This is a genomic window from Nocardia macrotermitis, from assembly GCF_009604405.1.
Lineage (GTDB): Bacteria > Actinomycetota > Actinomycetes > Mycobacteriales > Mycobacteriaceae > Nocardia > Nocardia macrotermitis.
Map to the genome: position 1 here is coordinate 247,867 of NZ_WEGK01000008.1, position 22,206 is coordinate 270,072.

The window sequence follows — 22,206 nt, forward strand, 5'->3', positions numbered from 1 at the left end:
AGCAGAACCATCGCCGACGTCATGCCGGAATTGCGTGAGAACTCTGAACCGCAGCGACTCCGATCCGGGTGGATCAACGGCATCAAACATTGGCCGGTGAGCTACCAGTAGAAACCGGCCGAGGTCGCCTTGTCCGCCGCCGACGGGCGGCGGACAAGGCTTTTCGCTTCACAGCGCAGATCGACTACTTGACGATGGCGGGGTGAGTGCAGCTGTCGAGGTTGGTGACCAGCGAGCACGGTACAGGTTGGCGCGTGGGGCGATAGTTGACCGGCACGCCATGGTGGGCGGTGATATCGCGGTACGCGGCCACCGCGTCGGTCGGATATCGGGTGAGGGTCGGGTCGTGCAGGGCATCGACGTGGTACAGGCCGTAATGCGGCGCGTAGTCACCCCACTCGTAGTTGTCGGTCAGACTCCAGTAGTTGTACGACATCACGTCGACGCCGTCCTGTTTCGCGCGTTGGATCCAATAAATGGTGTCCCGCAAGTGATCGGCGCGGTCGTAGCCGTCGTCGCGATGTCCGTTCGGGTCGGTCACCAAGCCGTTCTCGACGATGCGAATCGGCTTACCGGGGTATTTCGCCGCCAGGTAGCGCAAGACGTAATACATGCTCTCCGGCGATTGGGAGCTTTTCCAGTATTCACCGCTGGCTCCGTTCGCCAATACGCTGGTGTCGCCGATCGAAACCGAGTAGTACTGGTCGACGCCGATGAAATCCAGAGTGTTCGCCATCCGGTCCGGGAACAGCGCCTCGAGACTCGGCTGAAGACCGGGAATCGGCATGAACGCGATGTTGGACGACACTTGGCCACCGGGTTGCACGGCGTGCACATGCGCCCATATCGCCTTGTGCGCCTTGATGATTCCGTCCACCATCCGCAACGCGTTCTGCGGCTGCAGGCCGCCGTACATCAATTCGCGCCGCACGTACTCGGTGGGCTCGTTGAAGGTGATCCAGATCGGCTTCGCCCACTGATAACGGTCCACCACCCGATCGCCGAAGGTGATCATGTCATCGGCCATCGCCGGGCGGTTCCATCCGCCTCGATCCACTTCCCAGCCCGGGTGCACCCAGTGGTTGAGCGTGATCATCGGGGTCATTCCCGCATCGACGATCTCCTTGATCACTGTGTCGTAGAAGGCCCATCCGGCCGGATCCCACACACCGGGTCGCGGTTCGACACGCGACCATTCGACCGAGAGACGATAGATCTTCACCCCGAGCTGTTCGGCACGCTGGATATCACCGGAGTGCTGGTGATAGAAATCGACGCTGTTGCCGACCCGTTCGGGTAGCTTGCCCTCATTGCTGTAGCGCAGATAGTTCGAGTCCTGGTTATATCCCTCGGACTGGAACCCGGCCTGCGCGACGCCGAATTCGAATCCCGCGCCCAGGCCGGGCACGTCCGCGGCGGCATGTGGTATGCCAACGAGATTCATGATCAGCACGGGAGCGAGGACAGCAAAGGCCGTACCCATTGTTCTTCGAATTCTCATTGATCCTCTTGTTTTCGACGGGCAGATGGACTGCTTCGGCGGTGTGTCCGCGGGCGGGAGCCGAGGGCGGCCGGCGGCCTCTTTTCGCCAACATCGTTGACAACACTCGCTCACAGCCAGATTTATGTCAATATCGTTGACTAAACTTGGTTGGTGCGGGAAGCTTGGCCGGTGACCGCACCAGGCAGCAATGATCCGCAGACCGCGCGCCGCCGCGGGCGGCCGCGTTCACGCGAGACGCCCGAGGCGATCCGGCGGGCCGCGCGGAACCTGTTCGCCGAACACGGTTTCAGTGGCACGTCCGTGCGTGACATCGCGGCTGCGGCCGGCAGCGACCCGGCGGTGGTGATCCGACACTTCGGGTCGAAAGAAAAGTTGTTTCTCGAGGTCGTCACCGTCGCCCCGCAGTTCCCCGGACTCGTCGAGGGCCCGTTGGAGACGCTCGGGCGCGCCATCCTGCAGCGGCTGATCGAGACCGACGGCTCGACTCTCCGCCTGCATGCGACCCTGCTGGGCGCTCTGGATCGGCCTGACGTTCGCCGATATCTCGAGGAATCGACCACTCGCAATATCATCGAACCGCTGGCCGCGCGGTTGCCCGGACCCAATGCCGAGCTGCGAGCTCAACTGGTCGCCGCCCAGATAGGCGGTTTACTCATGAGCATCACCCTTTTCGAATCGACCGCCTCTCCTGCGTTGACCGCCGAAGCGTTGCGCTTCTACGCAGACGCACTGCAGGAACTCATCGACCACCCCACCGATCCGCCGGGGCAAGGATGAGCAGAGCAGCGACCGAGATCTGCGGTTCCCAGCGGGCCGATAGCAATTGAAGGTGCTCGTGTGCACGGGATTCCAGACCGGTTGCACACGAGCACAATTCAGGAAGCTGCTCGGTCCCGGACTAACCGGATCCGCTCATCAGACTCTTCCCCAAGCCTGGGGGAAGACGGAATTGGGCGTCGGGAACTCCGGTGCCATTGGGATCGAGCAGACCATCCTGGCCGGCGTACGGGCTCTTACCGGGTGCTGCTTGCAGAGTCAGGATGTACTTCCACCCCGCCTCGGCCAGCGCGGCGCCACCACCGACCAGTGTGCCCGCGACCCCGCCCGCGGCGGCGAACGCACCGATCGCGGCCGGCGCGGTGGCGAGACACACCGGACCGACGACCAGGCAAGAACCCAATCCGATCACCGCGCCCACCGCGGCCCCGACCAGCGCGCCACCGAAGCCGCCGACGCCTATACCGAGGTTCAGATCAGCAGACAGGTGATTGAGGGCGACCTGGTCCTCCATGGGCGAAGCCACCGGGACCGCCGATGCCACCGGCCGGAATCCGGCACGCCGGACAGCCTGAACATCCGGCGTGAGAGTCAGCGTCCGAGCGTCGCCGGAGATCTGCTCGGCGATCTTGAACGGACGGTCGTTCACCTGAAAAGTGAGTGGGAGGGACGCCAGCTGCTTATTCTGCGCGTCGAGGATGCGTACCTCGTGGCGATCGTTATCGAGAGCGAAGGTCGCACCGACCACGCGAGTGACCACCGAATCACCCGAAATCGCGGCCTGGAGCCGAGGCGCGGCCGCAGGCTCGGCGTGCGCGGGCACTGCCGCGGCAGCGATCGCCCCTGCCGCAGCAACACCCGCCAACGCCGTGCGCAGCAGCCCTGCAGGGATTCCGGGGTTCATCGCGATGTTCCCGGAGCGGGGGCGGCAGGCTTGCCCTGCGGCGCGCCGGGCACGGGAGCGCCACCGGGCTTGCCCTGGGTCTGCGGTGCGTATTTGCTGCCCCCGGGAGGTGCGTTGAGAGTGGAGACATAGTCGAAGCCGGCGGCTATACCAGTGGGGCCGCCCGCGATGATCAGTCCTGCGATGCCGCCGACGCCGGCGGCCAAGCTCATGATCGGGAGCACCGCCACGACGCAGCCCAAGCTCAGAACAACACATGACGCAGCGGAGAGCACGAGCCCGATGCCGATACCGGCCACCGCTCCGACAGCGGTCCCGACGAGCGTACCGATCGAGGTACTGATACTCAGAGCGTTGATGAGATCGTTCATCGCGAGCTGATTCTCGAGCGGGGACGCCACAGGCCGAAGAGCGCTGCGGTTCAGGCCGGAGGCATCGGGTGTGATCGTGAGCTTCCGCCCGTTGTCGGAGATCTGCTGCTGAAGAGGCAGGTGCTGACCGTCGATGGAGTAGGTGAGCGGGACGGTTTGGACAATGTGGCCGGCGCTGTTTCGAACGACCACCGACGCGGCCGTGGCGCCGGTGGTGAACGTGCCGTTCTCCAGCGTGGTGACCACCGACTTGTCGACCAGAGCCGCTCGGTAGGCGACCGCCGGGGTGGACGGCGCCGGCTCCGCTTGTGCGATAGCAGTACTGGCCACGACGCCAGTGGCGACGATCGCAGCGACGAATGTTGATCGGTTGACTCTCATCCGATTCCCTTATCGAAGTGATTCATGGCACTGCCGAACACCGGAAGGTATGCGTCCGACAGCAAGTGGGATGGACCATAATCTAGACTAGAGTCTAGATTCTTGTCCATCTTTTCGAGGTTCGATTTCACTTCGCGGATGAAATGAAAGACTGCCGCCTGCGACACCGGCGAGCATGGCCGTCACATCCAGCGGCACTTATCGGGACGGCCTTCCGTGGACGCTGCGCTGGGAAGCAGGTCCACGGAAGGCCGGTTTCCGTTGACGCCAGGTGAGGGGTCGTGGCGCAACGGAGCCTTTCCCGATCGAACCGTGCAATGGTCACCGCATGGCGTAGTGAACGCCGGCGATGTCGGCCTGGACCGCAGCCTGCGCACCGGCAGACGGGATGCCGGCCGTGAGGGCACCTTCGAAGAATTCACCTTCGGTGGTGCCCTGGTCGCCGCCGGAGCCCAAGATGATCGCACCCTCCTGTTGCATGGGTGAATAGCCGGGTCCGGGCGGAGTGGGGCCGTCGTAGAAGGTGGTCAATCGGCCGCCGTTGGCGTTGGCGCCCTTGATCGCGAACGTCCGCGCACCAGGATTTTCCAGCATGGCGGTGACGAATGGATAGGGCATAGCGGTGTTGGCTTTACTTGCGGCACAACAGAACCCATGACCGGACTGCGAAGAACCACCGAACATGGCGGTCACGCTCTCTGGACGCTCGGTAGTGGAGCCACTCATGAACATGCCGTTTTCGAGGTCGGCCTGCACCCAGGGACCACCATCGGGTCCGCAGGCATCCCAGCAGGCACGGCTGAAGTTCAACGCGTCCATATGACCGTTACCGGTGTCGGTGCCCGAGATCTCGGAGTTGCCGAAATCGAAGCAGCAATTGCTTCCGGTGTATTTGCCCCCGAAAACGCCGTAGACACTTTCGGGCTGGCCGTTCACCGCCACGCCGCGGGCCCGGATGTGGCCGTTGTTGTAGGCCTGTCCGTGGTAGCCGGTGAGGGTCGAGCACAAGAGACCCGTTGCACAGAGCTTGCTGTCACCGGGATTCGGCCCGTTCCCAGGCGGACTGTCGACGAACTTGAACCCGTAAGCCCGATGACCCGCGACGGTTATCGGCAACGCGGCGGCGTCGACCCCGTCGTGCGAATAGTCGTGGTTCGAATAGATCGCGGTGGTCGGAGCCTGCGGGACGAGGTCATTGTGATTCGGCGACTGATCGAAGATCTTGGTGACGGTGCAGGCCGTGGCGGCGCAGAAACGATCCTGCTTGCCCGAGTCCGCATAGCCACCGACCGAAGTAACACCGATATCGGTGAGAGCGTGGTCCGTAGCGCGCTGGACCTGATACAACGGCCCGGAGTAGCCGCTGTACAACGCTCGGGCCGCACTGTAGGCGGCGACGCAGGGAGCCTTCCCGGTGGCGTATATGTCACACGGTCGCGGTGGTGATTGCGGCGATCCGTGTGCCGCAGAACCGAACCCGCCGACAGTAGCCACCAGCATTACCGCGAGCAGACCGCAACGCAGGCGCCAACGCCTACGAGCCGGGCCGCTGAAGAATATCCGCATTTGCGTCCTCGAAGTTCCTGTCGATGATTGCGCGAGCCTCGAGAGCCGGCGCACAACCGGCCCCGAGGTCGTGTCGGATACAATGACCCAAAACTGGACTCACGTCTAGATAGTAGACCAGATGTCGAGGCGCGAGCCCACACCTTCGCTCACCGCGCGAGTCGGCCCTGGGGCCGCATCATGGTGCCACTGAGCCGAAGCCGGCGAACCCACTGGGATCGTGCCGTCCGACGCTTGCGAGTTCGAACAGCCCCCAGCCATCGTCGTCTCCGCAACGAGCATGTGCGACATGGTCGATCGCGCCGAAAGGTATCCGCGCGGCGATGTCGGGAGCCGCGAGATCGTACCGGGTCGACGACGACCACTGACGTCCCTTCCACTGCCCGTGCTGCCAGTCCGGATCGCCCCCGTAACCGCAGCCGACGTGCAGAGCGATGAAGGTGCCGGTATCGATGTCGATCGACAGTGGTTTGCCGTCCGGGGTTGTGAGATCGATGCGGGCGCGTTCCGGGTGTCTGGTGCCACTGCGGTACTCGATGTCGATTCGAGGCCACCCGAGTTGCTCGACGCGGCCGTCAGGCCACACGCGCTGCGCGTCGTTGAGTGTGCGTCGGCCGTCCGGAAGTTCTTGCAGGATCACCACAACCGCAAAATCCGGAAACCGAAGCGGCACGTACAACCACCACAAGCCCTCTCCCGGCTCGCTTGCCGCCCGCCCGGGCGGTTCGGCTTCTCCGACGGGCCGGATTCCCCAGGAGCGGTCACGGGTGCCGGTCCAGACCGCCGGGTCGACGGCGATGTCCACACCGTCGACCCGGAACTCTCCCTCCCAGGATCCGACCTGGGCGAAACGCCGGGCGTCCAAGATCGGCCGCGCACCCAAGTGCATCACATGCGGTTGTTCCAGCACAGCGGGAAAAGCGCCGGTCCAGGTCAGATCGGCCGACAGGTCCTCGTGCTCGCACACCAAACGCAACCGTTTCAGTGGTTCGCTCACCTCCAGGCGTATACCACCGACGTGTTGTTCGAGTCCGCGATCGACCAGCGCGTCGGAGAAGCGCACCACACGCTGCCGATCACCGCGGCGCACCGTGATGAAGCCGTCCACGACGCCGAGATTCGGATACGTTCCGAGTCCGGCGATCAGGAAAGTACCTCCGTCCCGGTCATGGGCGTTGAGGTAGCAACGATCGTAGAAGTTGCGGTCACTCGTGGCCGCCCTGGCCATCGGAAGCGGAACCTGATGAATCGGATACTCGTCCAGCGGGCCCGGTGTTGTTGCGTATTCGTTCAAGGACTCACTCCTATTGCAGAATTCTGTCAGCTCACGGCTGCTGCTTCGCCGATTGGTCATCCACACCGCGAGCGTTGCGTGGCAAGCGATTTCGCGCGCCTTGGCCACCGCGCGCTCGACGAGAGTCTTCGAATCCACGACCTCGAGAATCAGTCCGAGGGACAGAGCCTCGGCCGGGTCGAAGACTCTCCCGGTCAGCATCAGTTCGGCAGCCCGCGACGCCCCACCAATCGGGGAAGACCGGCTTGCAGCGACGCATACGGGGTGGCCTCGGTATCGGTGAGATCCGCAGTTTCGGCTTTGATGTCGGCCCCTCGCAGAAGACCGCGCCGGTGCCGGTCAGGACAACGGCACGGACCGTGGAGTCACCGTTGATACGGTCGAGTATTCGATGCAGGGCGGCCAAGGTCTGCGAATCCAGGGCATTTGCGTGGCGCGGCCGGTCGATCCGCAGAACTGCGATCGCGCCGTCGTCGAGATGCTCGACAGTAATCGCGCTCGACACTGATTCGTTCACTCTCCCTCACAACCATCTCGCAACGTCCGATGCGCTTCCGCGAGGGGCGCCCCAGCCGACACATCCCCGCCCACGCACGCAGAACCCGCAAATTTCGCACCGCTCGGCCGCCTACGCGCCCCGGTCCAACACGCCAAGCGCCGAAACATCTGCGGCGGAGTCGGATCGATGCATGATGCGGGCTGCTACGTGTTCCACCGTGCCCGCACCGGTCTGGAGTGAGTAACCGACGCTCGCATTCAGCACGACATGGACGTACAGAGCCTCCAGAGCCTTCCTGCGGCCGGGCGAGGCATCCGGACCGATCGCAAGCTGGACCCGCTGTCGGGCATCACGAGCGATGTCGGCCTCGACCTTCTCGACGTTGAAGGGGCTCTCCGGCGTCGCATAAACCGGCACAGCGTGATTCGAAAACGATCCTGCGGCGTCACCGACCGTTGTGGACCACAGAACCGCAGGAACCGCCGACGATCTCTCGAACAGCGCACGGCGTCCTATTTCCGCCAGCAGCTCGTTCTTCGACCCCAGGTGTACATACGCCGTAGCGACACCGAGATTCGCCTCGGCCGCAACACGCCGAATAGTCAGATCGGCCAAGCCTTCTCGGTTCAGAATCCGAATCGCAGCGTCGAACAAACGATCCGAGACATCCGACGCGCCATCGCCACTCCGACACGAATCGCCTTCGAGAGAAGTCAACGACTCTGCACCAGACATGCGTCTAGACGTTAGTCTAGTTACAGCGAGACGGCAACCCTCCAATCGATGACGAACTCTCCGTGATCGGGGCGAGAGTAAACCGACGAAGACAGACCCTGAACTGGTACTGCGAAAGCTATTCCGGGCGCGAGGATCAGGCCGACCCCGGTGCGGCCAAGGGCCTGTTGATGTGCAGCGGGACGCGGCCGACCGAGTAGCCGTCCGCGTCGAGGAGTTCCCCGCAGAGCTTGATGACGCGCAGCACGATCGAGCGGTCGGCAATCCGGACGCCGGGGAATTTCCGGGACAGCCAGGATTCCAGGCGCTGTGCGTCTGCGCGCGTGTGCAGCCAGGCAGCGAAGTAAAGGTTCTCCGAGCCGGAGATGCCGAGCACCGCACGAGCTTCCGGCAACCGACCGAGAGCGGCACAGACGGCGTCCAGGTCATCCGGTGGACAGTGCACCAGGAAGTTGGCGGAGACCGGATAGCCGGACAGTGATCGTGCCAGTTCACAGCGCAGCATCGGCTGCCGGGCAAGGGTTGCATCGATGCGCCGCTGTGCGGTGGCGGGACTGACTTCCAGACGGCGAGCCAATTCGCGGCTGGTGATGGGGGGCTCGACAGCCAGTACCTCGGCCACGGTATTGATGTGGGCGGTGAGCGGTCCTGGCGATGCCCGATCGGCGGCAGGCTCCCGCCGGCGGCGGCTCAACGCCGAACCGAGGTCCGCCACCGCGGCCGGGTCCAGCACACCGAGCCGCCACCGGCTCCCTTCTCGATAGCTGGACATCACCACACGGGTTCGCAGGTGCCGGATGCCGTCGACCTGGGAAAGCCGCTCGAGGACATAACGGGACAGCGCCTCGGCGCCAATTCCGCTTGGGTGCTGTGCGCCGTGATCGCCCACAATCGGCTACACACCACCATCTGACCACCCGGTCCGACAGGCCCGAACCGAGGGCTCACGTGGAAAAGGTGGACAGACCGGCGGCTACCCCACAGCCGAAATCTGCTGGTCAGCGCGAAACCCACGTCCACGGATTCAGGCTTAATAAAGAGAGACGTTGGAGCATTTCTCGTCTCGCCATCCCTTCCTAGGGTGAGGGGGTGAAGAAAATCATTCTCGGTGATGTCGAGGTCTTTCGGGTGGTGGAGTGGAGGGGTGCTTTCGCCACTACTGATGCCCTGTTCCCGTCCGTGCCCGGCGAGCTGTGGCGCCGGCACGAATCCTGGCTGGCGCCCGACTTCCTTGACGCCGAGACGGGCGCGTGGCAGGCAAATGTGCAGACCTGGGTGCTGCGAAGTGCGGGCCGCACCATTCTGGTCGATACCGGTCTCGGCAATGACAAGAACCGCGAAGTCGAGGTGTTCAACAAGCGCGACGGTGATTTCCTCGACCGGCTGGCAGCGGCCGGGGTGCGGCCGGAGGACGTGGATCTCGTCGTCAACACCCACCTACACAACGACCACGTGGGGTGGAACACCCGGCTGGTTGACGGCGAGTGGGTACCGACGTTCCCCAACGCGCGATATCTGATCAGCCGGACCGACTTCGACTTCTGGAACCCCGCCAACGGCCACGTCCCAAGGTCTCCGTTCCAGTCCGCCGCGGACACCGGGGTCACGTTCAACGACAGCGTCCTGCCTGTCCATCAGGCCGGTCAGGCGGTGCTGTGGGAGGGCGACAGTCACCGCATCGACGAGGACCTGGTCCTGGAACTGGCCCCCGGTCACACGCCGGGTTCGACGGTGCTGTGGCTGGAGTCCGGCACCGACCGTGCAGCATTCGTCGGCGACCTGGTCCACACTCCACTGCAGATGATCGAACCCGATCACGACACCTGCCTGAGCGAGGACCAAACCCAGGCCACCCAGTCCCGGCGTCGCATCCTGGAGCGGGCAGCCGCGACGAACAGCCTGGTTGTGCCGGCGCACCTGGGCGGAGCGGGTGCCGCCGAAGTCGTGCGGTCGAACGGGGCCGCCTCGATCAAGCGATGGGCCCCGTTCTCGGCCGCCTGACTCGGTAAGGGAAGATTCGGCAGTGGACGTGCTCAGCGACGCGATCGGCACCATGCGAGTGGGGCGCCCCTTCCTGTCGCTGGAGGCGGCGGACCCGTCGTGGGAGAAGGAGGTCCAGACCTTCGAGGGTGCCCGGTTCTACGTGGGCACCACGGGACGCATCCGGGTAACGGCACCGGCCGAAGCGGTCATCACCTTGGAACCGGGCGATGCCGTGCTGCTCCCGCACGGGACTGCGCACACGCTCGTGAACACCACCGACAGCACTGCCCGGTTCTTGTCCGGCGCCTACCGGCTCGAGCGGGCCCGCCCGCACCCGCTGTTCCAGGGCCTCGCCGATCTGGTGAGTCTTCCGGCGCGCCCCGATCGCTACCCGGGTCTCCAGGCGTCGATAGACCTGTTGCTCAGCGAACTGGGCGAACAGATGCACGGCAGGGACTTGGTGCTGCCGGCGCTGCTCGAAGTGCTCCTCGTGCACCTGATCCGTGCCTGCCTGATCGAACGTGCGGGACTGCAGGCCACCGGCTGGTGCGTCGCCCTCGACGACGAGGTGATCGCGCGATCACTCCGCGCCGTGCACGAACGCCCCGCCGATCCCTGGACCGTGGAGTCACTGGGCGCGCACGCGGGCCTGTCCCGTGCCGCCTTCGCCCGCAGGTTCACCGCCATGGTGGGACAGCCACCGCTCACCTATCTGACGTGGTGGCGGCTCACCGTGGCCGCACGCCTGCTCCAGACGACCGACGTCCCGCTGTCCGCCGTCGCGCAGCGCAGCGGCTACGGCTCCGCCTATGCCTTCGCCAACGCTTTCAAACGCGAGTACGGAATCTCAGCCGGCCGTTTCCGGCAGCAGCACCGCACCGACCACCAGCATGAGAGATCGACTACGAACTCCTGATATTGCTCCAGCCGCACTTCGAGATAGTTGACTTGTACTGTTTTGGACTGTTTCTCCAAGAAGGTCGCCGGGTACGCGATGGCTGATCATATGCGCACCGAACTCGTCATCGGCGCGTTACGGATGGCGACAGGCAACGTGACCATCGTCGCCGAGGTCACGGTCTTTCATTCCGATCGTGGCACTCAAACCTATCGGCGGAGTTCGCCGCTGCCGCAAAGGAATTGCAGATACTGCGATCCGTCAGCCGAACTGGAATCTGCGACAACGCGTGGGCAGAGTCGTTCAACGGCACTCTGAAGAACGAGCGAGTACATCGCACACAATACCCACCAGAGAATCCGCCCGGAAGAACATCACACGCTATATCGAGTTGCGATACAACCAGATCCGGCTTCACTCGGCGCCTGGCTACCGAACACCGAACGAGATGGAGTCCGAATGGCTCGCACGGGATAGAGCAGCCTGAGAAACCAAATACTCACTGTCCGAAGACTTTCCGGCCCCTCACCCGGGTTTGGTGGAGAGTTTGTCAGTTGGTTTCCAGGGTTGCCGTGTCCGGGTGTGTCATGGCTTCACCTCTCCATGAGTGGACCGATCACAGGCCGACGCTGCGGAGACCTCCCCAGCCAGGGGTGGTGCCTCTCAGGTCGGCCACCAGGTGGCGGTGGAAGCCGACGCGACGCACTGGAGCCGACCTACCGCGCGTAAGGAGTCAGGTCTTCCAGGGCGCGCTTCTGGCCGTGGGAGAAGATCACCGAGCTGCGGAACTGCACGACCTCCTTGCGGCTGCTGAGCTTGTCGACAAGGAAGCTGTGCAGGTGGGTCACGTCACCGACGCTCACGTGTAGCAGGAAGTCGTCGCCGCCCGCGAGTACGAACACGGCCATGACCTCGGGCATGGCCAACGCCTCGTCGTGGAACTTGCTGATCAGGGCCCGGGTCAGCGGGCGGATCTGGGCGAAGACCAGTGCCTGCACCGGCCGGCCCAGTGACGCGAGGTCGACGTCGGCGTGGAAACCGGTGATCAGGCCGCGTGAGCGCAACCGGCGGATGCGTTCGGAACAGGTGGAGGCCGCCACGCCCACCATCTCGGCAAGTTCGCGCATGGGGATGCGCGCGTCTTGCTGCAGGGCACGCACCAGCAGTCGGTCTATCCGATCGAGGTTCGGATTTTCGATCATTTTCCGAATATACCTCAGCATCAGGCGCGTGGTTCCGATCTATCGTGGAAGCTGGCGGCATGAGTCGAACAGATCTCGTATCCGCTCTCGACCGTGCAGGGTCGAACACGAGGAGCTGCACGTGGTCCGAGGGGCCCGCAGCGACATCCCGATCGTCGTGGCGGTGCACTCCACCGCACGTGGCCCGGCGATCGGGGGATGCCGGATCAAGGCGTACGGGTCCGTCGGCGAGGGCGTGGCCGACGCGCTGCGGCTCTCGCGCGCGATGACGGTTCGCTGGCGTAGTCGGCCGGGGTGCCCATCCGTTCGTCGAACAGGTTGCGGATGCGCTCGACGACGGCGAGGAACAGCGTGTCCTTGGTCGGGAAGTGCGCGCACAGGGAGCGCTTCGACGTTTCCGCACGCGCCGCGATCGTGTCCATGGCGGTCCGCTCGAAGCCGGTCTCCAGGAACGCCAGTTTCGCCGTGTCGAGGATGTGCCCGCGGAGCGCTTCGCCGCGCCGGGCCATGACATTCTCCCGAAGTATACGGTACAGTATAGTTTACTTGAGTGCTCAGTGCTGATCGGAGTTCATCATCCATGATCGTGATCACCGCCAGCAGCGGGCACTACATCAATGCGGATCAGCCTGAGATCGTCGAGGCTGTCCGACGCGTCATCGCCGAAGCCGGGAAATGCCCGGAGCGGCTCCGTTCTCACACAGGAGTGTCCGATGTCGTTCAAAGATCCAGCCATCGCCTGGCGGCCCGCGCTGGTTGCCCGGTTGTTCCAGGTGGGTTTCCCGATCTTGGGCCGGCTCTTGCTCGAATCACCGAAGCTGCAGTTCGCGACGAAATCTGTTGCCGTTCCAGAGCGGATCACGATTCCGACGCGGCATGGTGACGTCGCCGCGCTGTTGTATTCGCCGGTTCGGGCGGATATCGAGGCGGAGTCGTCCGCGGGGCGGCGTCCTCCGGTGCATCTGCTTTTTCACGGTGGGGCGTTCGTGGTGCGCCGTCCGGAGCAGGAGGACAACGTGGCGCGGTTCTTGGCCAGCGAGGTAGGCTGTTTCGTCGTTGTTCCCGATTACGACGTGAGTCCGCAGGTCCGGTTCCCGGTCGCCGAGCAGGAGTGTTACGACGTTTATTCGTGGCTTATCGAGCGGGCCGGCACACACGGCTGGGATCCGGTTCGGGTTTCGGTCGGCGGGGCGAGCGCGGGTGCGAAACTGGCGCTCAGTGTGATCGTCCAAGCGTTGCGCGACGGGAGGTCCACGCCGGTCGCGGCGAGCCTGGAGTATGGTGTGTCGGACTTCTCGCTGCCCGATGAGAGCCGTACGTCGCCGCGGAGATTCCCGGTCGTCGGGCCCTGGATGTTGCGGATGGTCCGGGAGACATATTTTCTCGGTGCCGATCTGACCGATCCGCTCGTGTCCCCGGCGAGGTATCCGAGTCCGGGCGACTTCCCGCCGTTGCTGGTTCTCACCAGTGGCCTCGATACTCTGCGGCACGATATGCGGGCGTTCGCTGGGAGGGTGCGGGCGCACGGTGTGAAGGTCGATCACCATGAGTTCGCCGGTGTGGACCACGGGTTCACGCATTTTCAGCCTGCCGGGACAGCTCGGGCGGCGGTCGAGATGATCGGTGACCATCTCCGGTCCGCCTACGACATGGCTGTCCGGTAGGCAGGCTTGTCCCAGGCGAGACCGATGAGCACCAGGACGGCACTGCTCACGAAGGGAATCCGCATACGAGAGCGGGGCACCGTAGGTCGCGGTGTCGCGAAGTACCGCTCCGGGTCGAAAACGACCACGTCGACGATCTTGCCTACGGCCAGGACACCGCGATCGCTCCGGCTGCGGTGCGAGATCGCCCAGTCGATGTCCGGCACGCCGGTGCAGACCGGCCTGGCAAACGCCGATCCTGACAACAGCACCCAGTAGCACGGCGACCGCGAAGCCATGCGTCTTTGGCCGACGTGCCCAGGGGCGAATTTCAGTCTTGGCGCAGCTGGGCAGGATCGCTGCCCTGGCTTGTCTGTCGAGTCGATCTGCACATTTCGAGCCACGTGAGAACAGGAAATTGAGAACATGAACGACATCGATGATCGTGAAGAGGGTCTCGACCGGCTCCAAGCCGCCCTGGCTGCCCGGGCCAAGCTCAAGGAGTGGTCGACGGGAGCGGAGCTCGTCGAGTTGATCCGTGCCGTTCACACGACCGGCTGGCTGGACCGCTTGCACGACACGACCACCGTGGAAGAGCTGGCCGCCGGAACCGGCATTTCGATCGAACGTGTCTCGGACACGCTCGACGTTCTGGCTTCAGCCGGCGTAGTCGAAACCCACGAGACCGGATTCCGGCTGAGCGAAGCGTTCGATGCGCTCGTCACTGGAGTGTCCGGCGTTAACCTCGCCACAGCACTCGATGCGCACGACCTCGCGCTCGGCTATGCCGCCGAGGCGACCTCCTCGTCGGCCGACCACCGCAGCGAACTCGACGGCGCACGGGCTCTGACGCTGGCGCGGGACTGGGGGGTGCGAGCCGGTGCTGGTGCCCAGCACCTTTACGAACTGGTATACGAAGCCCTGCCGGACTACCGGGACCGGCTCGAGGAAGGCGGCCCGTTGCTGGACGTGGGTACCGGTGTCGGTGGCGCACTGCTCACGACGCTTGCGCTGTTCCCCGAGCTTCGCGCTGTCGGAGTCGAGATCGTCCCCGAGGTGGCTGCCGAAACCCGCGTCCGGGCCGAAGAAGCGGGCGTTGCTCGCAGGGTCGAGGTCCGTACTGCTGATGCGCGGGCCATCGAGGACGAATCGGCATTCGCAGTCTGCTATTGGGCGCAGGGCTTCTTCTCGGCCGCTACCAGGGATGACGTGCTGAGAGCGGTCTTCCGCGCCCTGCGCCCGGACGGGTTGTTGTTGATGCAGGAGACTTTTCCGCCGATGGCCGAACAGGACGGCGCCACTATCCGAGGCCGGCTCGACCGCTTGGTACGCCGTCGGCAGAACATCGCGTCCGGGCTGTCCGCGGAAGATCTGATCACCGAAGCGGAGGCGGCCGGATTCCGAGAACCACGCGTGATCGACAGCCCGGCCGGAAGGCTGGTTGTGGTAGGCAAACCCGCTGGTTCTGCGTGATTCGATGGCCGAGGTCTGATCAGGATCGGTTCGAGCAGCCGGTCGCGATGGATTCCGTCCGGGGCGGGGGCCTCGGCCTGGTCGGCCAACCACAAGATCCAGGTGACCAGCGCCCGCGCGGCGATCTCGCGCAGTTCGCGGCGCAGTGCTTCCGCTGGGTCGGGTGCGCCGGGCGCGTGAGCAACGGGTTGCGTCAGGAACTGGCCGGGCAGCACACGCTCGTCACCTCGGTACACCTCGGGGCGGCAGACACCGACATGATGAAGGGCTACGACGTGCCGAAGATGAACCCCGCCGACGTCGCCCGCATCACTCTCGACGGCGTCGAGACCGACGCGGTGGAGGTCGGCGTCGACGAGTTCAGCGAAATGGTCAAAGCGTCCCTGGGCGGCGACCCGCGCGAGTTCGACCGGCGGTTCCGGCAGTTCCTCGACGCACGGGACGTGGGCGAATCGGGTCGGCATCAGGACGTCCACAGGACGTCGCAGGTCCACGAACAGCAACCGACAACACCCCGCAACAACCACGAGCCCCCAGGTCCCACCAGTTCAGCGGACGAAACCGGGCGGTCGCAAGTAGCATCCAAGGATGCGGTCGATCTGGAAGGGTTCCATCGCGTTCGGCCTGGTCAACGTTCCGGTGAAGGTTTATACCGCTACCGAGGACCATGACATCAGGTTTCACCAGGTGCACGCCGAGGACGGCGGGCGGATCAAGTACGACCGGGTGTGCAGTGTGTGCGGGCGGTCTGTGCAGTTCGCCGACATCGATAAGGCCTATGAATCGCCCGAGGGTGAACGGGTGGTGCTCACCGACGAGGATTTCGCGAAGCTGCCGGTGGCGGAGAAGCACGAGATTCCGGTGTTGCAGTTCGTTCCGGCGGAGCAGATCGATCCGATCCTGTTCGACCGGAGTTACTATCTCGAGCCCGATTCGGCGACGCCGAAAGCCTATGTGCTGCTTGCCAAGACGCTCGAGCAGGTGGATCAGGTGGCGGTCGTGCACTTCACGTTGCGGCAGAAGACGCGGCTGGCGGCGTTGCGGGTGCACGACGACGTGCTGATGTTGCAGACGCTGCTGTGGCCCGACGAGGTGCGCACGGTGGATTTCCCCGCCCTGGACGGCGTGGCCGAGCCGCGGCCGCAGGAGATCACCATGGCCCGCACGCTGGTCGACAGCATGTCCGACGATTTCGATCCGTCGCAGTTCACCGACGACTATCAGATCGAATTGAAGAAGGTCCTCGACGAGGCGATCGCCGCCGGATCGGGCACCCTGGCCAAGCGCGAGGAGGCCGCCCCCGAGCAGGCCGACGCGGAGGTCGTCGACCTGGTCGCGGCCCTGCAACGCAGCCTCGAGGCGTCCGGACGCCGCACGCCCGCACCGGCCGCGAAGACGACGGCGAAGAAGCAGCCTGCACGCAAGAGCCCGGCGAAAACCACCCGGAAGTCGACCCGCAAGGGCGCGTGAGGCGCACCCACAGCACCACCACAGCGACGACCCACGTGAAAGCTAGCCTCGGCTGGTCTGATCGGTGCTGTCATCGTCACTGTAGAGAAAGGTTGCCGAATGGCACACCGCATCGCGAAGCTCGCCATGATGGGCGCACTCGTCGCCACCCCGATCGTGATGGTCGCCGCGCCCGCCATGGCCGCGGGCCCGCAGCAGCAGCAACAGCAGCAGCCGCAGGGCAACAACCAGTCGGCGCATCAGCCGAACAACCAGGGCCAGCAGCAGCCCGCCCCGCAGCAGCAGCCCGCGCCGCAGCATTCGAACCCCTTGCCGTTCCCGACGGGCAGCGCCGCCTAGCGGACCGAGCAGGTGTGTCGCCCCCGACGCCGTGGGCCGACGCGAACGAAGACCTCCGGGCGGATTGCGCGATCCCTCGGAGGTCTTCGTCGTTTCGGGCCCGGACCAGCACCGACCCACGCACACCGCCCGGTATGTCCGTTTCCCGCGTGCGGGACCGGATTACCCCGAAACTCCCGATCGATCAGCGATACTGAACCGAGCCCGCGGCGCTCACGACCCGCCGCCACGCCTTCCGCATCGGAGGAATCGCATGAGCAACCCGTCGGACCCGTACAACCGCTCCAGCGATCCCCAACAGCCACAACAGAATCCGCCACCGCAGGCCCCGCAACCACCCCAGGGCCCACCCGGATACGGCACCCCGCCGCCGGGCTACAACGCTCCCCCGCCCGGCTACGGCACCCCACCCGGAACCGGCACGCCCGCCTACGGAGCCCCCGGTTCGGGCGGCCCGTCCACCCCCGGCAACCCGGTCTACGGCACACCACCCGGATACCCAGGATCCCCCGCGTACGGGGCACAGCCGGGATACGGCACACCGCAACCGGGCGGCTACGCCGGACCACCCCCGGGCTACGGCGCTCCGCAAGCACCGGGATACGGCTATCCGCCCGCCGCACCGGGCCCGCGCCCGCCCTACGCGAGCTGGATCCAGCGAGTCGGCGGCGCGCTGATCGACGGACTGCTCGTCGGCGTGCTGCCCGCGATCCTGTACGGCATCGGATTCGGCGTCGGCATCCAGTCCGGCACCTGTGTCCCCGATTCGAGCGGCTACACGGTCTGCACAGGTGGCGGAATATCGGCCATCGGGCTCATCCTGATCTTCCTGGCGGCGATCGTCGCCATCGCGGGCGGGCTCTACCTGATCTACCAGGTCGGCACCACCGGCCAGACGCCCGGTAAGCGGGTGGTCGGCATCCGCCTGATCGGCGAGGCCGACGGCCAGGTCATCGGCTTCGGAATGGCGTTCGTGCGCAACCTGTGCCACGTCCTGGACGGCTTCTGCTACATCGGCTACCTCTGGCCGCTCTGGGACGACAAACGCCAGACCTTCGCCGACAAGATCATGCACACCATCGTGGTGCAGGGCTAACCGCCCGCCTGATCACCCCAGGTCGCCTTCGCACCCGTATCACCGATCCGGTACACCTGCACCGTCGCCGCGACACTCGCGGCGACGGTGAGTACCGCGACCACCGAGACCAGCACCAGGCCGACCTGCCGTTCGCCGCGCTCACGCAGGTGGACGAACAGCAGTAGCAACGCCGCGACCAGCAGGCCGATCGCGAAATAGATCATGGTGTCGCCGAGATGCGCATGCGTGTGGATGGCCGGGGTGCGCCCGATCTTGTGTTCGAGCCACTCCCCCGCATCGGTGGTGATCGGCGTCATCACGACGGTGAACGCCGCCAACGCCACGACCAACCACACCAACCGCTGCCGCACCGGGCGCGATACCGCGCACAGTACGGCCAGCAGCGAGGTCAGCGGAACGAGTACGACGATGATGTGCACCAGCAACACATGTGCCGGGAGACCGTTGATGGTCGACATGCAGGGACACTCCTGAGGACGGATCGGGACCGCACAAGTGTCCATACGGTAGCTGAGAAGACACTGTGATCGAGCTACCGAACCCGTGCGAACTTCGCCCGATATACGCGATTCGGCCGGTCCGGGAGTCCCGGACCGGCCGAATCGTTCAGCGCACGAACTCAGTTCACACGTTGGCCGTGCACGCCGACAGCACCACGTGCGCCGCGCGCGGCGAGGCACTGCCCAGGTCCGGGAACGGCGGCGCGCTCAGACCCAGCGTCTTGACCGCGGACTGCTCGGCCTCGGTCTTGGACGGCGCCCAACTCCAGCCGAACCGCCCGTCCGCGCCCTGCGCGACCGCGCCACACGCATTCACGATCTGAATGATGTTGCGGCAGTCCGCATGTCCGCACTTGGCGTCCGCGGCGTGGATGGCGTCGTTGTAGTTGGCGTAGTTCAGCGCGTAGGCCACGGTGCCGGTGCTCCGCGAGAGCGAGAAGGCCCCGTACGCATTGGGTGCGGCACTCGCGGTGCCCGCGCCCATGACGCTCAGGCCCGCGGTCGAGACGACTGCCAGGCCCAGGATGGCCTTGCGCAGCAATGACATTGGTGAATCCTCCCCGTTCGAGAAATATGTCGGGGAGGATCATCGCCGAGTTGCTGTGATTTGTCCAGCGAGTTACCGCGAACCGATCAGACGGTGAAGCCGAGCGCGCGCAACTGCTCGCGGCCGTCCTCGGTGATCTTGTCCGGGCCCCACGGCGGAATCCACACCCAGTTGATCTTCAGATCCTCGACCAGGCCGCTGCGCACCAGGGCATTGCGGGACTGGTCCTCGATGACGTCGGTCAGCGGGCAGGCCGCCGAGGTCAACGTCATGTCCAGCAGCGCGGTCTCGCCGTCCAGGCGCATGTCGTAGACCAGGCCCAGATCGACCACGTTGATCCCGAGTTCGGGGTCCACGACGTCGCGCATGGCCTCCTCGAGATCCTCCAGGCGGCCGATCTCCTCGGCCGAGAGTTCGCGCTCGGGCGCGAGTTCGGCCGATTCGCTCGCGGACGTATCACTCATCGTGCTGCCCCTTCGTGGAGATGCCGTTACCCATCACATTCTGCGCCTCCTGCGCGGCGGTGATCCGCACGACCGCGTCCTTGAACGCCATCCAGCCCAGCAGCGCGCACTTGACCCGGGCGGGATATTTGGCGACGCCCGCGAACGCGATGCCGTCGCCGAGTACTTCCTCGTCACCTTCGATGGTGCCGCGGCTGGAGATCATCTCGCTGAACGCGTCCACGACCTTCAACGCCTGCTGCACCGGCATGCCGATGACCTGATCGGTGAGCACCGAGGTGGCGGCCTGGCTGATCGAGCAACCCTGGCCGTCGTAGGAGATGTCCGCGACGTCACCGTTGTCATCGATGTGCACCCGCAGCGTGACCTCGTCACCGCACGTCGGGTTGACGTGGTGCACCTCGGCCCCGAACGGCTCGCGCAGCCCGCGGTGATGCGGATGCTTGTAGTGATCCAGGATCACTTCCTGATACATCTGCTCCATACGCATGGGGAATTCCCCTCCTGTCTACTGCTCCGCGCTCGCGCCGAAGAAGCTCTGCGCCTTGCGCACGGCGGCGACCAGCGCGTCCACCTCGTCGAGGGTGTTGTACAGCGCGAACGAGGCACGGGCGGTCGCGGCGATGCCGAACCGGCGGTGCAGCGGCCAGGCGCAGTGGTGCCCGACGCGGATCGCCACACCCTCGTCGTCCAGGATCTGCCCGACGTCGTGCGCGTGCACACCGTCCACCACGAACGACACCGCGCCGCCGCGATCCACGTTCTCGGTCGGCCCGATGATCCGCACGCCCTCGATCTCGCCGAGGCCCTTCAAGGCGGCGGTGACGAGCGAATGCTCATGTGCCGCAACCGAAGCCATGCCGACATCGCTCAGATAATCGATGGCCGCGCCCAGCCCGACGACCTGCGAGATCATCTGCGACCCCGCCTCGAACCGCTGCGGGGGCGGCGCGAAGGTGCTGTGGTCCATGTAGACGGTCTCGATCATCGAACCGCCGGTGATGAACGGCGGGGTGTCCTCGAGCAGCGCGCGGCGGCCGTACAGGATGCCGATGCCGGACGGGCCGAGCATCTTGTGCCCGGAGAAGGCCGCGAAATCGACGCCCAGCTCCCGGAAGTTCACCGCCGTGTGTGGCACCGACTGGCACGCGTCCAGCACCACGATCGCGCCGACTTCCTTTGCGCGCCGGACCAATTCGGCCACGGGCGCGATCGCACCGGTCACATTGGACTGGTGCGTGAAGGCGACGACCTTGGTGCGCGGCGACAGATCCAGCGAATCCAGATCGATCCGGCCGTCGTCAGTGGCGTCGTACCAGCGCAGCGTAGCGCCCGTACGACGCGCGAGTTCCTGCCACGGAACGAGATTCGCGTGATGCTCGATCTCGGTGATGACGATCTCGTCACCCGCGCCCAGCCGATACCGGAAGCGGTCGTCGGAGAACGCGTACGCCACCAGGTTCAGCGATTCGGTGGCGTTCTTGGTGTAGACGATCTCGTCCGCACCCACCCCGACGAACGCCGCGATGGTGGCGCGGGCCGCCTCGTAGGCGTCGTTGGCCTCCTCGGCCAGGGCGTGCGCGCTGCGGTGCACGGCCGCGTTGTGTTCGGTAAGGAACTGCCGTTCCGCGTCGAGCACCTGCACCGGTCGCTGCGAGGTCGCGCCGGAATCCAGGTACACCAACGGTTTTCCGTCGCGCACCGTGCGGCTCAGGATCGGGAAGTCGGCCCGGATGCGGGCGACGTCCAGGGCCGTCACGTCCGACACAGCGGTCATCTCAGGCCCCCACGGCGGCGGAGGTGAATCGCACGTACCCGTTCGCGTCCAGTTCCTCGGCCAGTTCGGGGCCGCCCTCGGCCACGATGCGCCCACCGACGAAGACGTGCACGAACTGCGGCTGAATGTATCGCAGGATCCGGGTGTAGTGCGTGATCAGCAGGATGCCGCCGTGCTCGCGTTCGGCGTAGCGGTTCACGCCCTCGGACACGATGCGCAGCGCGTCCACGTCCAGGCCCGAGTCGGTCTCATCCAGGATCGCGATCCTCGGCTTCAGCAGGCTCAGTTGCAGGATCTCGTGCCGCTTCTTCTCACCGCCGGAGAACCCCTCGTTGACACTGCGGTCGGCGAAGGCGGAGTCGATCTCGAGTTCGTTCATCGACTCCTTCACCTCCTTGACCCAGGTGCGCAGCTTGGGGGCCTCGCCGCGGACCGCGGTCGCGGCGGTGCGCAGGAAGTTCGACATCGAGACGCCGGGGACCTCGACCGGGTACTGCATGGCCAGGAACAGACCCGCGCGGGCGCGCTCGTCCACGGACATGGCCAGCACGTCCTCGCCGTCCAGGGTGATCGAACCCTGGGTGACGGTGTACTTGGGATGCCCGGCGATCGCGTACGACAGCGTCGACTTGCCCGAGCCGTTCGGACCCATGATCGCGTGCGTCTCACCGGATTTGATGGTGAGGTTCACGCCCTTGAGGATCCGGATCGGCTCACCGGACTCGTCCGGATTGGCGACCTCGGCGTGCAGGTCCTTGATTTCCAGGGTGGTCATCGAAT

The 22,206-nt window shown here is 65.3% G+C and carries 27 protein-coding genes; 10 read left to right on the forward strand and 17 right to left on the reverse strand.

The genetic code is table 11. The annotated features are described in order from the left end of the window. Window positions 1-184 precede the first annotated feature (184 nt). On the reverse strand, window positions 185-1,444 hold the full coding sequence (locus NRB20_RS20095) for a family 1 glycosylhydrolase (protein ID WP_227833691.1): 1,260 nt from the start codon (window positions 1,442-1,444) through the stop codon (window positions 185-187). Between the two features lie 228 nt (window positions 1,445-1,672). Between NRB20_RS20095 and NRB20_RS20100 the strand changes: the two genes are divergently transcribed. Next, on the forward strand, window positions 1,673-2,281 hold the full coding sequence (locus NRB20_RS20100) for a TetR/AcrR family transcriptional regulator (RefSeq protein ID WP_194289939.1): 609 nt from the start codon (window positions 1,673-1,675) through the stop codon (window positions 2,279-2,281). A gap of 121 nt (window positions 2,282-2,402) precedes the next feature. Here NRB20_RS20100 and NRB20_RS20105 read toward each other — a convergent pair whose 3' ends face one another. The 7 genes from NRB20_RS20105 to NRB20_RS37650 all read right to left on the reverse strand — a co-directional run bounded on the left by NRB20_RS20105 (window position 2,403) and on the right by NRB20_RS37650 (window position 8,920). Then, complete coding sequence (locus NRB20_RS20105; RefSeq protein ID WP_153411687.1) at window positions 2,403-3,185, reverse strand: hypothetical protein; 783 nt, start codon at window positions 3,183-3,185, stop codon at window positions 2,403-2,405. Beyond that, entirely contained in the window at window positions 3,182-3,937 is a 756-nt protein-coding gene (locus tag NRB20_RS20110) for a hypothetical protein (protein ID WP_153411688.1), read from the reverse strand. Before NRB20_RS20110 ends, NRB20_RS20105 begins: the two co-directional genes overlap by 4 nt. A 321-nt stretch (window positions 3,938-4,258) precedes the next feature. Further along, window positions 4,259-5,503, reverse strand: a complete 1,245-nt coding sequence (locus NRB20_RS20115; protein ID WP_153411689.1) for an arabinofuranosidase catalytic domain-containing protein — start codon at window positions 5,501-5,503, stop codon at window positions 4,259-4,261. A gap of 178 nt (window positions 5,504-5,681) precedes the next feature. Beyond that, on the reverse strand, window positions 5,682-6,731 hold the full coding sequence (locus tag NRB20_RS20120) for a hypothetical protein (protein WP_153411798.1): 1,050 nt from the start codon (window positions 6,729-6,731) through the stop codon (window positions 5,682-5,684). Window positions 6,732-6,828: 97 nt separating this feature from the next. After that, a complete protein-coding gene (locus NRB20_RS39630; RefSeq protein ID WP_153411690.1) occupies window positions 6,829-7,314 on the reverse strand; it encodes an enoyl-CoA hydratase/isomerase family protein in 486 nt (161 codons plus the stop codon). Window positions 7,315-7,425: 111 nt separating this feature from the next. Beyond that, the gene (locus tag NRB20_RS37645; protein ID WP_194289940.1) at window positions 7,426-8,031 is read right to left on the reverse strand and encodes a TetR/AcrR family transcriptional regulator; all 606 of its coding nucleotides are present in this window, start codon (window positions 8,029-8,031) and stop codon (window positions 7,426-7,428) included. A gap of 136 nt (window positions 8,032-8,167) precedes the next feature. After that, window positions 8,168-8,920 carry an Lrp/AsnC family transcriptional regulator gene (locus tag NRB20_RS37650; protein ID WP_194289941.1) on the reverse strand — a complete coding sequence of 251 codons (753 nt, stop codon included), beginning with the start codon at window positions 8,918-8,920 and terminating at the stop codon, window positions 8,168-8,170. A 200-nt stretch (window positions 8,921-9,120) separates the two neighbouring features. On the opposite strand from NRB20_RS37650, the gene NRB20_RS20135 reads away from it, so the two are divergent. The 3 genes from NRB20_RS20135 to NRB20_RS39635 are packed head-to-tail and all read left to right on the forward strand — an operon-like array spanning window position 9,121 to window position 11,230. Continuing rightward, window positions 9,121-10,032 carry an MBL fold metallo-hydrolase gene (locus NRB20_RS20135; RefSeq protein ID WP_319945157.1) on the forward strand — a complete coding sequence of 304 codons (912 nt, stop codon included), beginning with the start codon at window positions 9,121-9,123 and terminating at the stop codon, window positions 10,030-10,032. 22 nt (window positions 10,033-10,054) lie between these two features. Beyond that, a complete protein-coding gene (locus NRB20_RS20140; RefSeq protein ID WP_319945158.1) occupies window positions 10,055-10,930 on the forward strand; it encodes an AraC family transcriptional regulator in 876 nt (291 codons plus the stop codon). 42 nt (window positions 10,931-10,972) lie between these two features. Continuing rightward, entirely contained in the window at window positions 10,973-11,230 is a 258-nt protein-coding gene (locus tag NRB20_RS39635) for a hypothetical protein (protein ID WP_406603858.1), read from the forward strand. A gap of 398 nt (window positions 11,231-11,628) precedes the next feature. Here NRB20_RS39635 and NRB20_RS20150 read toward each other — a convergent pair whose 3' ends face one another. After that, window positions 11,629-12,114 carry an Lrp/AsnC family transcriptional regulator gene (locus NRB20_RS20150; RefSeq protein WP_153411693.1) on the reverse strand — a complete coding sequence of 162 codons (486 nt, stop codon included), beginning with the start codon at window positions 12,112-12,114 and terminating at the stop codon, window positions 11,629-11,631. Between the two features lie 206 nt (window positions 12,115-12,320). Further along, window positions 12,321-12,623 (reverse strand): TetR/AcrR family transcriptional regulator, encoded by a 303-nt coding sequence (locus NRB20_RS20155; protein WP_227833693.1) that lies wholly within the window; start codon window positions 12,621-12,623, stop codon window positions 12,321-12,323. Between the two features lie 204 nt (window positions 12,624-12,827). Between NRB20_RS20155 and NRB20_RS20160 the strand changes: the two genes are divergently transcribed. Further along, a complete protein-coding gene (locus NRB20_RS20160; RefSeq protein WP_194289942.1) occupies window positions 12,828-13,778 on the forward strand; it encodes an alpha/beta hydrolase in 951 nt (316 codons plus the stop codon). Here the strand turns inward: NRB20_RS20160 and NRB20_RS20165 are convergent. Next, entirely contained in the window at window positions 13,757-14,056 is a 300-nt protein-coding gene (locus NRB20_RS20165; RefSeq protein WP_153411695.1) for a hypothetical protein, read from the reverse strand. The genes NRB20_RS20160 and NRB20_RS20165 overlap by 22 nt on opposite strands. Window positions 14,057-14,183: 127 nt before the next feature. Between NRB20_RS20165 and NRB20_RS20170 the strand changes: the two genes are divergently transcribed. From NRB20_RS20170 to NRB20_RS20190, 5 genes are all read left to right on the forward strand, one after another. Next, the gene (locus NRB20_RS20170; protein WP_153411696.1) at window positions 14,184-15,230 is read left to right on the forward strand and encodes a class I SAM-dependent methyltransferase; all 1,047 of its coding nucleotides are present in this window, start codon (window positions 14,184-14,186) and stop codon (window positions 15,228-15,230) included. 47 nt (window positions 15,231-15,277) lie between these two features. Next, on the forward strand, window positions 15,278-15,901 hold the full coding sequence (locus NRB20_RS38245) for a Rossmann-fold NAD(P)-binding domain-containing protein (RefSeq protein WP_227833694.1): 624 nt from the start codon (window positions 15,278-15,280) through the stop codon (window positions 15,899-15,901). Next, complete coding sequence (gene ku, locus NRB20_RS20180; protein WP_153411697.1) at window positions 15,819-16,700, forward strand: non-homologous end joining protein Ku; 882 nt, start codon at window positions 15,819-15,821, stop codon at window positions 16,698-16,700. The genes NRB20_RS38245 and ku overlap by 83 nt, the downstream gene beginning before the upstream one ends. A gap of 99 nt (window positions 16,701-16,799) precedes the next feature. Beyond that, complete coding sequence (locus NRB20_RS20185; protein ID WP_153411698.1) at window positions 16,800-17,039, forward strand: hypothetical protein; 240 nt, start codon at window positions 16,800-16,802, stop codon at window positions 17,037-17,039. 253 nt (window positions 17,040-17,292) lie between these two features. After that, a complete protein-coding gene (locus tag NRB20_RS20190) occupies window positions 17,293-18,135 on the forward strand; it encodes an RDD family protein (protein ID WP_153411699.1) in 843 nt (280 codons plus the stop codon). Here NRB20_RS20190 and NRB20_RS20195 read toward each other — a convergent pair. The 6 genes from NRB20_RS20195 to sufC form a co-directional block, all read right to left on the reverse strand. After that, on the reverse strand, window positions 18,132-18,596 hold the full coding sequence (locus tag NRB20_RS20195; RefSeq protein ID WP_153411700.1) for a DUF2231 domain-containing protein: 465 nt from the start codon (window positions 18,594-18,596) through the stop codon (window positions 18,132-18,134). The genes NRB20_RS20190 and NRB20_RS20195 overlap by 4 nt on opposite strands. A 166-nt stretch (window positions 18,597-18,762) precedes the next feature. Next, window positions 18,763-19,185, reverse strand: a complete 423-nt coding sequence (locus tag NRB20_RS20200) for a DUF4189 domain-containing protein (protein ID WP_153411701.1) — start codon at window positions 19,183-19,185, stop codon at window positions 18,763-18,765. A gap of 86 nt (window positions 19,186-19,271) precedes the next feature. Continuing rightward, the gene (locus tag NRB20_RS20205; RefSeq protein WP_153411702.1) at window positions 19,272-19,649 is read right to left on the reverse strand and encodes a metal-sulfur cluster assembly factor; all 378 of its coding nucleotides are present in this window, start codon (window positions 19,647-19,649) and stop codon (window positions 19,272-19,274) included. Further along, window positions 19,642-20,139 carry a Fe-S cluster assembly sulfur transfer protein SufU gene (gene sufU, locus NRB20_RS20210; protein ID WP_153411703.1) on the reverse strand — a complete coding sequence of 166 codons (498 nt, stop codon included), beginning with the start codon at window positions 20,137-20,139 and terminating at the stop codon, window positions 19,642-19,644. The genes NRB20_RS20205 and sufU overlap by 8 nt, the downstream gene beginning before the upstream one ends. An 18-nt stretch (window positions 20,140-20,157) precedes the next feature. Further along, window positions 20,158-21,426, reverse strand: a complete 1,269-nt coding sequence (locus NRB20_RS20215; RefSeq protein ID WP_153411704.1) for a cysteine desulfurase — start codon at window positions 21,424-21,426, stop codon at window positions 20,158-20,160. A 1-nt stretch (window position 21,427) separates the two neighbouring features. After that, window positions 21,428-22,201 (reverse strand): Fe-S cluster assembly ATPase SufC, encoded by a 774-nt coding sequence (gene sufC, locus NRB20_RS20220; RefSeq protein WP_153411705.1) that lies wholly within the window; start codon window positions 22,199-22,201, stop codon window positions 21,428-21,430. Between the last annotated feature and the right edge of the window lie 5 nt (window positions 22,202-22,206).

What these genes read in the sequence shown, in the direction of transcription:
- NRB20_RS20185 (WP_153411698.1), top strand. Translation starts at nt 16,800, where the DNA reads ATGGCACACCGCATCGCGAAGCTCGCCATGATGGGCGCACTCGTCGCC.
- sufU (WP_153411703.1), bottom strand. Translation starts at nt 20,139, where the DNA reads ATGCGTATGGAGCAGATGTATCAGGAAGTGATCCTGGATCACTACAAG.
- ku (WP_153411697.1), top strand. Translation starts at nt 15,819, where the DNA reads ATGCGGTCGATCTGGAAGGGTTCCATCGCGTTCGGCCTGGTCAACGTT.
- NRB20_RS20150 (WP_153411693.1), bottom strand. Translation starts at nt 12,114, where the DNA reads ATGATCGAAAATCCGAACCTCGATCGGATAGACCGACTGCTGGTGCGT.
- NRB20_RS20195 (WP_153411700.1), bottom strand. Translation starts at nt 18,596, where the DNA reads ATGTCGACCATCAACGGTCTCCCGGCACATGTGTTGCTGGTGCACATC.
- NRB20_RS37645 (WP_194289940.1), bottom strand. Translation starts at nt 8,031, where the DNA reads ATGTCTGGTGCAGAGTCGTTGACTTCTCTCGAAGGCGATTCGTGTCGG.
- NRB20_RS20165 (WP_153411695.1), bottom strand. Translation starts at nt 14,056, where the DNA reads ATGGCTTCGCGGTCGCCGTGCTACTGGGTGCTGTTGTCAGGATCGGCG.
- NRB20_RS20160 (WP_194289942.1), top strand. Translation starts at nt 12,828, where the DNA reads ATGTCGTTCAAAGATCCAGCCATCGCCTGGCGGCCCGCGCTGGTTGCC.
- NRB20_RS20095 (WP_227833691.1), bottom strand. Translation starts at nt 1,444, where the DNA reads ATGAATCTCGTTGGCATACCACATGCCGCCGCGGACGTGCCCGGCCTG.
- NRB20_RS20200 (WP_153411701.1), bottom strand. Translation starts at nt 19,185, where the DNA reads ATGTCATTGCTGCGCAAGGCCATCCTGGGCCTGGCAGTCGTCTCGACC.
- NRB20_RS20215 (WP_153411704.1), bottom strand. Translation starts at nt 21,426, where the DNA reads ATGACCGCTGTGTCGGACGTGACGGCCCTGGACGTCGCCCGCATCCGG.
- NRB20_RS20110 (WP_153411688.1), bottom strand. Translation starts at nt 3,937, where the DNA reads ATGAGAGTCAACCGATCAACATTCGTCGCTGCGATCGTCGCCACTGGC.
- NRB20_RS20115 (WP_153411689.1), bottom strand. Translation starts at nt 5,503, where the DNA reads ATGCGGATATTCTTCAGCGGCCCGGCTCGTAGGCGTTGGCGCCTGCGT.
- NRB20_RS20190 (WP_153411699.1), top strand. Translation starts at nt 17,293, where the DNA reads ATGAGCAACCCGTCGGACCCGTACAACCGCTCCAGCGATCCCCAACAG.
- NRB20_RS38245 (WP_227833694.1), top strand. Translation starts at nt 15,278, where the DNA reads ATGGATTCCGTCCGGGGCGGGGGCCTCGGCCTGGTCGGCCAACCACAA.
- NRB20_RS20105 (WP_153411687.1), bottom strand. Translation starts at nt 3,185, where the DNA reads ATGAACCCCGGAATCCCTGCAGGGCTGCTGCGCACGGCGTTGGCGGGT.
- NRB20_RS20205 (WP_153411702.1), bottom strand. Translation starts at nt 19,649, where the DNA reads ATGAGTGATACGTCCGCGAGCGAATCGGCCGAACTCGCGCCCGAGCGC.
- NRB20_RS20120 (WP_153411798.1), bottom strand. Translation starts at nt 6,731, where the DNA reads ATGGCCAGGGCGGCCACGAGTGACCGCAACTTCTACGATCGTTGCTAC.
- sufC (WP_153411705.1), bottom strand. Translation starts at nt 22,201, where the DNA reads ATGACCACCCTGGAAATCAAGGACCTGCACGCCGAGGTCGCCAATCCG.
- NRB20_RS20155 (WP_227833693.1), bottom strand. Translation starts at nt 12,623, where the DNA reads ATGGCCCGGCGCGGCGAAGCGCTCCGCGGGCACATCCTCGACACGGCG.
- NRB20_RS20170 (WP_153411696.1), top strand. Translation starts at nt 14,184, where the DNA reads ATGAACGACATCGATGATCGTGAAGAGGGTCTCGACCGGCTCCAAGCC.